The sequence below is a fragment of the Sphingobacterium multivorum genome (assembly GCF_039511225.1).
GTDB lineage: Bacteria > Bacteroidota > Bacteroidia > Sphingobacteriales > Sphingobacteriaceae > Sphingobacterium.
This window is the reverse complement of sequence record NZ_CP154261.1, coordinates 5315494-5327294: the sequence shown is the minus strand read 5'-3', so window position 1 is coordinate 5327294 and position 11801 is coordinate 5315494. Positions and strand designations below refer to the sequence as shown.

General features: G+C 39.3%; 11 protein-coding genes. 7 read left to right on the top strand and 4 right to left on the bottom strand.

Annotated features, from left to right (window positions below):
• Window positions 1-37: 37 nt before the first annotated feature.
• From AAH582_RS22320 to AAH582_RS22295, 6 genes are all read left to right on the top strand, one after another.
• Window positions 38-550 carry a hypothetical protein gene (locus tag AAH582_RS22320; protein WP_343320664.1) on the top strand — a complete coding sequence of 171 codons (513 nt, stop codon included), beginning with the start codon at window positions 38-40 and terminating at the stop codon, window positions 548-550.
• A 503-nt stretch (window positions 551-1053) separates the two neighbouring features.
• Entirely contained in the window at window positions 1054-1488 is a 435-nt protein-coding gene (locus AAH582_RS22315; protein WP_046672014.1) for a PH domain-containing protein, read from the top strand.
• 728 nt (window positions 1489-2216) lie between these two features.
• Window positions 2217-2999, top strand: a complete 783-nt coding sequence (locus AAH582_RS22310) for a hypothetical protein (RefSeq protein ID WP_156167511.1) — start codon at window positions 2217-2219, stop codon at window positions 2997-2999.
• 230 nt (window positions 3000-3229) lie between these two features.
• Window positions 3230-3661 (top strand): nuclear transport factor 2 family protein, encoded by a 432-nt coding sequence (locus AAH582_RS22305; protein WP_182982111.1) that lies wholly within the window; start codon window positions 3230-3232, stop codon window positions 3659-3661.
• A gap of 218 nt (window positions 3662-3879) precedes the next feature.
• Window positions 3880-4881, top strand: a complete 1002-nt coding sequence (locus tag AAH582_RS22300; RefSeq protein WP_053003497.1) for an energy transducer TonB — start codon at window positions 3880-3882, stop codon at window positions 4879-4881.
• 165 nt (window positions 4882-5046) lie between these two features.
• Window positions 5047-5241, top strand: a complete 195-nt coding sequence (locus tag AAH582_RS22295) for a hypothetical protein (RefSeq protein ID WP_343320663.1) — start codon at window positions 5047-5049, stop codon at window positions 5239-5241.
• A 451-nt stretch (window positions 5242-5692) separates the two neighbouring features.
• Here the strand turns inward: AAH582_RS22295 and acs are convergent, their stop codons facing one another.
• Window positions 5693-7609 carry an acetate--CoA ligase gene (gene acs / locus AAH582_RS22290; protein WP_046671623.1) on the bottom strand — a complete coding sequence of 639 codons (1917 nt, stop codon included), beginning with the start codon at window positions 7607-7609 and terminating at the stop codon, window positions 5693-5695.
• A 184-nt stretch (window positions 7610-7793) separates the two neighbouring features.
• On the opposite strand from acs, the gene AAH582_RS22285 reads away from it, so the two are divergent.
• The gene (locus tag AAH582_RS22285; protein ID WP_343320662.1) at window positions 7794-8672 is read left to right on the top strand and encodes a hypothetical protein; all 879 of its coding nucleotides are present in this window, start codon (window positions 7794-7796) and stop codon (window positions 8670-8672) included.
• A 134-nt stretch (window positions 8673-8806) separates the two neighbouring features.
• Here the strand turns inward: AAH582_RS22285 and AAH582_RS22280 are convergent, their stop codons facing one another.
• From AAH582_RS22280 to rsmA, 3 genes are read right to left on the bottom strand one after another with little or no spacing between them, the layout of a single operon-like run.
• Complete coding sequence (locus AAH582_RS22280; RefSeq protein WP_046671621.1) at window positions 8807-9739, bottom strand: NAD(P)-dependent oxidoreductase; 933 nt, start codon at window positions 9737-9739, stop codon at window positions 8807-8809.
• Between the two features lie 57 nt (window positions 9740-9796).
• A complete protein-coding gene (locus tag AAH582_RS22275) occupies window positions 9797-10981 on the bottom strand; it encodes an FAD-dependent monooxygenase (protein WP_343320661.1) in 1185 nt (394 codons plus the stop codon).
• 1 nt (window position 10982) lies between these two features.
• Complete coding sequence (gene rsmA / locus AAH582_RS22270) at window positions 10983-11762, bottom strand: 16S rRNA (adenine(1518)-N(6)/adenine(1519)-N(6))-dimethyltransferase RsmA (RefSeq protein WP_343320660.1); 780 nt, start codon at window positions 11760-11762, stop codon at window positions 10983-10985.
• Window positions 11763-11801 lie beyond the last annotated feature (39 nt).

The following is an 11801-nucleotide window of genomic DNA, read 5'->3' as shown; positions in this document are numbered from 1 at the left end:
TTGATGATTAACCGATTGTTGTTTAAAGTAGATTATTATGAAAGGTAAATTTGTTTTTCTGGCGTTTTTAAGTTTTGTTTTTTTAAGTTTCTCCTGTAAAAAAGAGGAGTCCGAATTGGATAAAATCTCAGGGCTATGGTATGTTCGGATTATTGCCGAACAGCAGGTAAATGAGAAAGGAGTGTTGGCCTTTAAATCCTATCTTGAATATAAACCGAATGATAACGGAAATTATGCAACATTTAATTTTCATGGCAATCAGGTTACTGTAGAAGAGCGACGGAATAATTTGGCAATCAATAAGACAGATTATAGTTATGCGATCGATGGAAATAATTTGGTTTTATCAGGTTCATCAACTAGTGAAGTATATAAAATGTCCTATTTGGGGATTAAGAATAGTCTGGTTTTGGACAAGAGTGAAGTTGATAAAAATAATATTCCGTTTAATCTTAAAAAAGTTTTGGTTAGGGTACTACCAAAACCTGATAAAATAGACGAAGAAATTGGAAGTGAGCCGAATCAAGGAACTCCAACGGGAGGTGAATAAATTCAATTTTCAAACCCTATATTTCCTTTGGTAGTTATGTCTGGGCCCTTGGAATGATTCTTTTTGCTGTCTTTTTGTCCTATGATTCAACAAACCGATACTGGTATATAGAAACACTGTTAATAGTTTTTATCATTGCAACGATGTGGTGTTTTTTCTTCTTTTACACGCAATATCGGATCGAGAACCAAACTTTGTTCATTCGAGGGGTAATAAAATCCAAGCAGATTAATTTGGAGGCCGTCAGTAGAGTTGAAAGGAATAAAGTCGATTGGCTAATAAAAAATGGACGTCTTTATTTTTGGATCCCCTATCGCAGGGGTATGAAATTGTATCTTAATGGATCTGAAGAGCTATTTATAAATGTTGGAGAGGATAGCGGTTTTCTAAGACAACTATTGGATCTTAACCCAAATATTGAAGTAAAATGATAAGAAGATAGAACATTGATTTTGTTCTTTTAATTGAAAAATAATTAAAGTTACAGGTATTTTCATAATTTTATGAGAGAAGTATTTAAAACACACATACCCTTCGGTAGCTATATTTGGGGGACGGGGGCGATTATTTTTATTGCCATGATATCCTACGAAGATTTGCATCGAGGTTTATATACGGGGGCATTATTGTTGTTTGCGGTATTTGCATTAACCTGGTATTTCACTTTCTTCTATAAACGTTATTGGATTGAAGACAATAAACTGTTTATTAAAAGTATCTGGGGAACAGATTCTGTTGATGTCAACTCCATTCGTAAAGTAGAGACTGACAAGGTATTTTGGTTTGGATCGATGAGATTCACCGTTTTGCGGCCCTATAGAAAAGGAATGATCTTGCATTATAATGTGATTGATGATATATTCATTGATCCAGAAAATCCAACCGAGTTTATTGACAAATTGCGGCAGATTGAGCCTAATATCAAAGTGGTTGAGTAGTTCGGGAATGATAGTTCATGTTATCCTTCTGCGCATGCTCTTTTTAAAAATAATTTATTTAACTTGAAGGTTAACAAGTCCTTAAAGCTAATAATGAAAAATTGCCGTATGTTATTTCTCACCTACTGCTTTATTATGTTGGTAATAATAGTAAGTCAGCATCTTATAGATATGTACTTTCGAGGTGAAGCAGTGGAGGTTACCTCATTTTAGGAGTATTGACGCTTACATTTGTGGAAAGTAAGACTAAGAAAGTGACATAGACCGCCAGTCACGTATATCTCTATCTTGAGGGACGAACCTAGTGTATCGTCTTATTTCCCGTATAAAATTTGATGTGTTCGGGGTTTTCCACAGAGTGTTAATAACGTTGTGGAAAACGTTGTCGCTCCAGGGCTGCAAAATACATTCCTTGGTCGTAGCGTCTATATCCAATCGTTTACATTATTCTCAAAGTTCAATCTAGTCCCTCGACGTAAATAATTTTTTATTCCTGACACCAACTCCATACCAACTTACGATCAACTCCGTACTGTAACCACCTTGTGTGCACAGTGAGTCCACGTTGAGTCCACCTTTTAAGGCGCTTTCACTGTATAGACATCCTGTCTGTACCTTGCTTGCAGTCAGAAGGAGGTTCGGAATTATTCATAACCAATCCCAAAAAGGTATTACTAAATTTTCAAATCTATAATTGCTATGTGCTGCAGCTTCTGAAATCCTTAAAAATGGACAAGATACTTGACATAGGGTCTTTTTGGTGGTATATTTATTGTATGGGAATAAATGATAATGGCTACATCCGTGGACTGGTCGGCCCACTGGTAAGCAGAAAGGTAGGAACAAAGAACTACATTCAAGGTAGACCACATCGTGTGAAACAAAACGACGAAACGAAGAAAGCTGGTAAAGATTTTGGGCAGGCGAGTCGCGCAGGTGCTGCAATTAGGCAGGCTTTTGGGTTAGTGCATCAAGAGCTGCACGATGGACAAATGGGCAATCGCTTGAATCGACAGATTTATAGGGCAATGAAGACAAATATCAATGACGATAGGGGGACACTGTGCCTAAACAACTGTAGGCTCGACAGATTGGTAAATTTCCAATTTAACGAAAATTGCCATATGCAAGATGCGCTAAGTATTGATCCAACGGTTAACCTAACGGAGGAGAACCAGATCGAAATATCATTTCCAATATTTGACGTTAACCGAGCATTACTGCTGCCCAAAGATTGCAATGCTATCGCCTTTAAATTTCATACCTTTTCTTTTAATTTCAAAAAAAGGGAGTTTATAGAAGTAAAGGATGAAGAATGGGAAATCGATATCGTCTATGGACAGGATCCAATTCCGGCCAAGACGATCAGCATTCCATGCAAGGAATTTGTTGGTACACCCATCCTGGTTGGATTTACGATCATATATCTCCATAAAAATGGCCGACGGTGCAATGTGCTCAATGAAGTTGATTGCACGCCTGCAACTATTCTAGCTGCTTTCCAGTTATAAAAGTAACGCTAGCCCATACTTGTGTTTTTCCTTCCGGAGCGGATATCCATTTACCGCTCCTTTACCTCCATTTACCGACTTTTTTATTCCGTTGATCTAAATGTAATAAAATGGAATGCTGAGTTGTCTTACTTTTGAATCAGAATCTTAAAGGAAATGATGCAACAAAATCAAGATCCTTGCGACAATCAGAAAAGAGAAAAAAACTAACAATATAAAGTATAGCAATTATGAAAACTTTAGTAAAGACATTCGCAGCAGCAGCATTGATTACACTATCAACTTTCGCAATGGCAGCAGCAGACCCTGGTAAAGCATTGAACCTTTCTACAGCCGATTTAGCCATTGATAGTTATGTATCCGTAATGACAGAAGGTGCATCTCAGGGCGTAGAAAAATTGTTCGCATCCGAATTCAATCAAAAAGTCCAGGGGAAAGCTGCACGTACCAATAGCCGTTCGGAAGTCATTTCCTTCCTGAAAAAGCAAAAAGGTGAAAAATTGAACTGCAGCACAAGTACCGAGGTACTCGAGGAATCTGAAAACTATATGGTAGCGCGTATCACCATGAAGTTTGACGATTTCACGAAAACAGATCTAGTGACATTAATCAATGAATCGGGAACCTGGAAGGTTGCAAGCTCCGTAAACTCGTATAAATAGAAACTGTTTAATTAAATTCATATGTTTATTTTAGCCACGTCGGGATGATGTGGCTTTTTTATGTTTAATGCCTTTTGTCTTTATTAATCTTTATGTGCTTTTGAACTTATCAACAATGTTATTAACATGCTGTGGAAAACTGTTTTTACTCTCCACTTAATTGAAGCATCATCTTAATTATGTAAATTAGCTTGTATAATTATTATCCTACACATTTTATGAAATATTATTTAAATCAGTTGTTGAAATTCGCTTGCCTCATTGTACTATTGGTTTTTTGTCTGCAGGCTGCGGTAGCCCAAGATATCGATACAACATTTCATAAGAAAGATGGGGACGAGATAACAGCGAAAGACCCTGCCTATTTTAAACGTATCATTCGTTCTGTAAGTGAGCAAAATAAAAAATATTATGTTGTTGAAGAGTATTATATCAATAACAATACGATTAAGTTAAAAGGCACCAGCAAAGACGCCAGTTTCCCATTTAGGTTTCAGGGGCAGAAATCTCAGTTTTACGAAAATGGGGTGTTAAAGAGCCTTGAAAATTTCAGTGAACAGAGTGAACTGATCGATTCTGCATACTATTGGTACCCAAACCGTAAGCCTGAGTTGACGGTGTTTTACCCTAGCTCAATAGATAAAAGAGGCGACCGGATTGCAGAAAATCCTATTTATGTGGCTTATTTTGACTCGTTAACGAATAAAACCTTGACGGATGGAAATGGTTTAATTCGTCTACGTGAAGGCAGTGACGATAATTTTGAAGAGGGGAGGATGGTCAATAATTTGCGTGAGGGTGAATGGAAAGGTGCGGCAGATAACGGAACTTTTGTCGAAACGTATCATAAAGGAAAGTTATTAAAGGGCAGTAAAATAAAAGAAAATGGGGAGCTCGTTAACTATGATGCAAAGACCTATTTTGTGCAACCCGAATATCCTGGGGGTATATATAAGTTATTGAATTTTATTGCTAAAAATTATGACTATCCCAAAGAAGCCGTTAAAAATGGGGTAAGTGGAGTGGTGGAAATATATTTTGTGGTCGACAGAGATGGTCAAATTGAAGATATTAAACTAAAGAAAGATTTGGGATTTAATACGGGCGAGGCGGGTATCCGTGTTGTAAAGATGCTTAAAAAATGGAAACCAGGCATTCGGAGAGGGGAGGCTGTAAGGGTGGGGTATACCTTGCCCATACGGCTAAATCTTGCGCGTTAACGATAATAACTTTCGGATTTTATGTTATCCACAATTTTATTAACATAATGTGGATAACATAAAAGAAGTGTTTTGCAATCCCTAGCGATAAAATTAAACTTTATTTAACCGGTAAGTTTTTAACGATCCTGGATAATTGTTAATATTACCCCTGTATTAACAATTATGATGGGGTATTATTTGCATTTTGGACTGACATTCTTCTGTTTGCTGCTGTTCAATCTTTGCTTATCTAGCCTTTCTGCACAGGCTATGTTTACGACCTACCATAGGAAAGATGGAAAAGAAACAAAGCAACAAGACTCGGCTTATTTTTTAAGAGCAATTCATATCGATGCATTGGGAAAGGATAAAGTTTAGTGAATAGCGGAGTACTATCTACGCAATGAGTTACTAAAGCTAGATGCGATAAGTAAGAGTGTAGCACCATTCAATTTTCTAGGTAAAAAAATATGAATTATATGAAAATGACACACTCAAGGGTCTTGGGAACTTTAGTGATGAAAGTAAATTGATCGATTCGGCATTTTATCTATACCCCAACAATAGATTGAAAAATGATCGTATTTTATCCAAGCTAACTTAAGAAGGAAAAGGAGCTGCTGAAGAAGCCGATCTATGTGTGTGTATATGGCTCTTTGAACAATAAAAAGCTTAGCGAATGTAAACCTGGTATGCTACGTGGTGAGCGTGTACGGGTTGGCTATACATTGCCTATAACGTTAAATATGAGTGCGATATAATCAAAAGTATTTAAAAAAATAACAGCCTTCCATTTGGAAGGCTGTTATTTTTTTAAATACTTTATACGCTATTTTTTTAAAGCTGCAGCACCTTTGATGATTCCTTCTACAACGGCAGGATCCTGAAGTGTCGAAGTATCACCTACATTGGCGATATCGTCTTCGGCAATCTTGCGTAAGATACGACGCATGATCTTTCCTGAACGTGTTTTTGGTAGATCATCAACAAATTGGATAATGTCTGGTTTAGCAATCGGACCGATAATACGTGAAACAGTTTCCATGATATCCTTTTTGGTGGCTTCTGCATCGGTATGGTGATTCGCAATGACATAAGCATAGATACCTTGTCCTTTTACAGGATGCGGATAACCGACAATGGCAGATTCAACAACGTCAGCGTGCATATTGATCGCATTTTCCACTTCTGCCGTACCAATGCGGTGACCCGAAACGTTTAATACATCATCTACACGACCTGTGATTTTGTAATAGCCTTCTGGACTACGGAAACATCCATCGCCCGTAAAATACATATCCTTATACGTCGAGAAATAGGTTTGACGACAGCGGTCATGGTCCCCCCATGTCGTGCGTAGCATACCCGGCCAAGGGAACTTGATACATAGGTTTCCTGTGACATCATTGCCTTCGATTTCTTTTCCATTCTCATCCATCAAAGCGGGTTGAATGCCCGGCATCGGGAACATGGCATAACTTGCTTTTTCCGGTGTTACTCCGGCCAATGAAGTGATCAAATGGCCTCCATTCTCTGTCTGCCAATAGGTATCAACAATAGGACAATTCTTTTTCCCAACTTTTTCGTTAAACCAGTTCCAGGCTTCTTCGTTGATTGGCTCGCCTACAGACCCCAAAACACGTAAAGAGGACAGGTCGTTTTTGTCGACAAATTCGTCGCCAAAAGCCATCAATGAACGCAAAGCAGTAGGGGATGTATAGATAATATTGACTTTGAACTTATCAACAATGTCCCAATAACGGCTCGCATCCGGGAAGGTTGGAATACCCTCAAACATTAAAGAAGTAGCTCCTTGTGATAACGGTCCGTAAACGATGTAACTGTGTCCTGTAATCCAGCCGATATCTGCTGTACAGAAAAATACATCGTTTGGCTTATATTGAAACGTATTCATAAAGGTATAGCCTGTATACACCATATAACCGCCACAAGTGTGTACTACACCCTTAGGTTTACCTGTGGACCCCGATGTATAAAGGATGAATAAATTATCTTCAGCATCCATCTCTTCTGCTGGACATGCTGGATTTCCTTGTGTTTCTACTTTTTTGATCTCATCTTCCCACCATACGTCACGTCCTTTGATCATCGATACCGGTGTACGCGTACGTGTTAAAACAATTACTTTTTCAACAGTGTCACATTGCATTAAAGCATCGTCCACAATGTTTTTTAAACCAATGGTTTTATTGCCGCGGTAACTACCATCTGAAGTGACGATCAGTTTGCATTCTGCATCGACGATACGATCAGCAATAGATCGTGCTGAAAAGCCACCAAACACCACCGAGTGGATAGCGCCGATACGAGCACAGGCTAATACAGCAATAACCAATTCAGGAACCATTGGCAAGTAAATACATACCCGGTCCCCTTTTTTGATGTTATTATTTTTAAGTACGTTGGCAAATTGCTCTACCTTTTGTAGTAATTGCTTATAGGAAAGAATGCGGTGCGCTTCATTTGGATCATTAGGTTCCCAGATGATGGCTGGTTTATCACCATTAGCATAAATATGGCGATCTAGACAGTTTTCTGTAATATTTAATTTAGCACCCTCAAACCATTTGACATTGGGTTCCTCAAAGTTCCAGTTCAACACTTTATTCCATTTTCTCTTCCAGAAAAAATGATCTGCAATGCTCGCCCAAAACTCCTCAGGTTGTTCTACACTTCGCTTATATTCACTTTGATATTCTTCAAATGATTTTATTTGTAGGCTCATCGTTATTAGGATTATTATGAATTATTTTAATTTATATTGTTATCGTTGCGAAATTGTTTTTGATATTTCGATTTCGGTGTACAATTTAGCGGTTTTTGCCCATTTTATCAAAAAATTGATGTTTAATATAATGTTAAACTACTTTTATCTATAAGATTGTTATCTTGCATCAAGATTTTTCAAGATGTCTTTTCTAAGAAAGCTATTCTATATTACAATCTATACAAATCTTCTGATCGCCATGGCGGCCATGGCACAATGCGCATTGACTTATATCATATTTGAACGGTCTATCAATTGGTATATCGTTTTAGTAGAAGGAACGGCGACCTTGCTACTCTATAATTTTAGCCTGTGGTGGTCCAAACCAAAGCACCCAAAAGAATCAAAATTCCCCCGGACACGCTGGATCTTTAATCATGAATGGGTCATGTGGTTAAACAATGGTATCGCTTTGCTTGTGCTTGGTTATTGCTTGTGGCATATACATCTGTACTCTTTTTTGTTTTTGGGATTTATTGGAATCCTGAGTCTACTATACGGAATGCCTCTATTTACCTTCCGTGATCGCAAAGTGGGCCTTCGACAGATACCCGGGGCCAAGATTTTTCATATTGCGCTGGTCTGGGTCTGCAGCAGTGTGGTGCTCCCTTATGTGGAACTAGCCAACATCGGTGTCACAATAGATCAGTGGGTTTTTATTGCGCTCTGCGGATTGAAGTTTATATTTTTGGTTATCTGTACATTGCCTTTCGATATTCGGGATATCCAACAGGATTCCTATTATCATCTACGGACTTTACCTAATATGCTGGGCGAACAAAAAGCTAAAAATCTAACCTATGGGCTACTAGGCCTTCATTGTATTTTGGTTTTGTGTGTACCCTATGCCGTACCTATTAAAATCGGATTGATTCTGACCAACGTACTTATATTTGCCTTGCTTAAGTTGGCTGTTTTCAAAACAAAAGACCATTACCACTACGCTTATCTACTGGACTGTAGCTTGGTGCTTCAGTTTCTGATTGTTGTTGTTGTCGGTATCTTTAGCCCCGGAACCTGATTTTTTAGAGCTTTCAAGAGCAATGGCTTACTTTACTCTCCTGCACCTGTATGAATAGGGGATGCTTAATTGATTACTTGCTCGCTTGCTCGCATGATTGATTGAAGATTTTGGCAAATAACTCTTTGCCAAAATTAAGACGCCAAAAAGGCGATGATCTTATCTGCGGCGACTTCCGACAATTTATAATAACTTTCAAAGGTCCATCCGGCAACGTGCGGCGACAAGATTACATTGTCTCTACGGATAAGATCTGCATACCAGCTCTGTTCGGCGAGTTTTGGGAACTTTTCTACGGGCAACACATCAAATGCTGCTCCGATAATGGAACCGGAATCAAGGCCGTTAAGCACTGCTGGAACTTGTACAATACCGCCTCGGGCCCCTAATAAAAAGAAAATAGGTTTTTCAAATTTAGCCAGATAATCCACATCAATCATACCTCTTGTTTCATCCGTTAAGGGGATATGGAAACTGATCACATCGGCTTCTTTGCAGATCTTTTCCATGTCTGCTGCCGATGCATATTGATCCGTATAGTCGATTCGATATTTATCATAGGCAAGTACCTGTACATCAAAACCGGATAATTTTTTTGCCATGGCCATACCATTGTGTCCATAGCCGATCAAACCTACAGTACGCCCCTTAAGCTCATATCCACGATTGGCCTCACGCAGCCACTGCCCAGATCGTATTTGTTGGTCCCCACGATTCAAATTGTTCATTAGACTAAGCAACATACCGATCATATGTTCACCTACAGCATCCCGATTGCCTTCATTGGCCGGAATTAACAGCACTTCTCTTTGCGTAGCAATTGTATCGTCGATATTGTCCATCCCAGCACCAGCACGAGCAATAAAGCGGAGGTTTGGCGCCAAGTCAAAAAAAGCTTTATCTACCTGAAATTTGGAACGGATAACCATACCGGAGTAATTAGCGATAATTTTTTCAGCTTCTTCTCGGCTGATATCAGGTTGATAATTGTAGGCGATCCCCGCCTGTTCGAATTTCTCAAGCATGATTTCATGAATGTCGTCGACGATCAAAATAGTAGTTTTCATTCCATTTTTTTTATGTGGCACTGATCAGTGAATACCGTTGCTGTGTAGTACGATGATTTAGATCCCAGCGTCATGATTATGGTTGATTTGCATAAAATCTACAGACAGTAATTTATTTAACTGCTGTTGTTTCATGCGGTTGGGCATTATTTTCATGCAAAAATTTCGCATTCCTATCAGGAATGGATTTTCCCATTGTGCTATTTTTCCTATTCTCCAGGAAGTATTACAGATATAATTTACCCGATCCAATCGTCTTTTTTCGAATCGTTTGAAGGCCAAATTAATGGAATCGGAGCTTTGGAGTTCGTTTATCAGCACAGCAACATCTTCAATAGCCTGACAGGCTCCCTGGCCCAAGTTGGGCGTCGTCGCATGTCCTGCGTCACCCAATAACAGGATATTGTCAAAAGCGAGTTGTTGAAGTGGTGTGATGTCAATAATGTCATTTGCGATTAATTCGCTATCTTTTGTCTCCAACAGGATCGTTGGAATAGGGGCATGATAATCTTTAAAATTTTCGAGAAGCTCCTTTGTTTTCCATCTTTTTAAGACCGGATTTTGTGCCTCAGTATTAATGCAGGCGTACCAATAGATCCGGTTATTGACAAGTGGGGTCATTCCAAAGCGTCCTTTGCTGCCCCAGGTTTCTGTTCCTTTACCGAGCTGTATGCTGCTATTGTCAATGGTTGCCCGCCAGCAGGTGTAGCCCGAATAACGAGGTGCAGAGCCCGGTATGAGTTGTTGTCGTAGTGCTGAATGTACACCATCGGCAATCAAAAGGGTTTGCCCCTGTACATGGCTTCCATCTGCAAAATAAACATGAATATCTTCGCCCGCTCGTTCAAAGGAAACGGCGCGTTTGCCGAGATGAACTTGCCCCTTCGGAATTTTGGATAATAGAAACTGATGCAGGTCTGCCCGGTGGATAGCGAAGTTGTCCTGCTGATATTTTTGGCTGATTGACCTAGTGTCTGGTTCAACAAGAATATTTCCCTTTTGATCCAAGACATTGTAGGATGCCAGGTAATGCCCTAACGGGACGATTTCATCTTTCAATCCTAAATGTTCCAAAGCCTGCATGGCGTTGGCTGCGAGCCCGAATCCGGCACCTATGCCTTTGAGTTCAATGGTACTTTCATAGACATGTGCCTCAATGCCTAGTTTTGCAAGCCCTATTGCAGCACATAATCCAGCGATACCTCCGCCTACGATAATCCATGTGCTGTTCGTCGAATGCATATTAAAGACTGTTTGCTATTTCGTTTGTTAAACCGACAAAATCATCTACCGTCAATCGTTCTGCGCGTAGTTCGTACAGTGGGTTGTCAGACATTTTATCTTTCGGAACAACACCCGAAAGTGAGTTGCGGAGGGTTTTACGACGTTGATTGAAACCTGCTTTAACAACACGCCAAAATAATTTCTCATCACAATTCAATTGTTCCCTGTCGTTGCGTGTCATGCGAATCACGCCCGACAATACTTTTGGCGGTGGATTGAATGCTCCTGCCTTTACAGTAAACAGGTATTCTACTTTATAATACGCCTGTAAAAAGACACTCAAGATGCCATATTCTTTACTTCCTGCTTTGGCAGTACAGCGTTCAGCGACCTCTTTCTGGAACATCCCCGCCATTTGAACAACACGATGCCGCTCATCCAAAATTTTAAAGAGAATCTGGGAGGAGATGTTGTACGGAAAATTGCCGATAACGGCCATTTTCTCGCCAAAATACTGTGAAAAGTCAAGGTTCAGGAAATCACCGTGAATCAATCGCTTACCCAACTGGGGATATTTATCGTCCAAATAAGCAATGGATTCATCATCCACATCGATCAAATAAGTTTCATAATCTTCCTTCTGCAAGAGAAAATCTGAAAGTACCCCCATTCCCGGGCCAACTTCAAGCACCTGGTTAAAACCCAATTTAGGATCCAATGCTTCCACAATCTTTTGTGCAGCATTTTTATCGTTCAAGAAATGCTGTCCTAAATGTTTTTTTGCTCTTACTGTGCTCATGTTGCAAAAGTAAAAAATAAATAAGTGAAAAGTTATTCT

Bases quoted from the DNA above. Each gene is read 5' to 3' on its own strand.
- AAH582_RS22320 (WP_343320664.1), top strand. From the start codon at position 38: ATGAAAGGTAAATTTGTTTTTCTGGCGTTTTTAAGTTTTGTTTTTTTA.
- AAH582_RS22315 (WP_046672014.1), top strand. From the start codon at position 1,054: ATGAGAGAAGTATTTAAAACACACATACCCTTCGGTAGCTATATTTGG.
- AAH582_RS22310 (WP_156167511.1), top strand. From the start codon at position 2,217: ATGGACAAGATACTTGACATAGGGTCTTTTTGGTGGTATATTTATTGT.
- AAH582_RS22305 (WP_182982111.1), top strand. From the start codon at position 3,230: ATGAAAACTTTAGTAAAGACATTCGCAGCAGCAGCATTGATTACACTA.
- AAH582_RS22300 (WP_053003497.1), top strand. From the start codon at position 3,880: ATGAAATATTATTTAAATCAGTTGTTGAAATTCGCTTGCCTCATTGTA.
- AAH582_RS22295 (WP_343320663.1), top strand. From the start codon at position 5,047: ATGATGGGGTATTATTTGCATTTTGGACTGACATTCTTCTGTTTGCTG.
- acs (WP_046671623.1), bottom strand. From the start codon at position 7,609: ATGAGCCTACAAATAAAATCATTTGAAGAATATCAAAGTGAATATAAG.
- AAH582_RS22285 (WP_343320662.1), top strand. From the start codon at position 7,794: ATGTCTTTTCTAAGAAAGCTATTCTATATTACAATCTATACAAATCTT.
- AAH582_RS22280 (WP_046671621.1), bottom strand. From the start codon at position 9,739: ATGAAAACTACTATTTTGATCGTCGACGACATTCATGAAATCATGCTT.
- AAH582_RS22275 (WP_343320661.1), bottom strand. From the start codon at position 10,981: ATGCATTCGACGAACAGCACATGGATTATCGTAGGCGGAGGTATCGCT.
- rsmA (WP_343320660.1), bottom strand. From the start codon at position 11,762: ATGAGCACAGTAAGAGCAAAAAAACATTTAGGACAGCATTTCTTGAAC.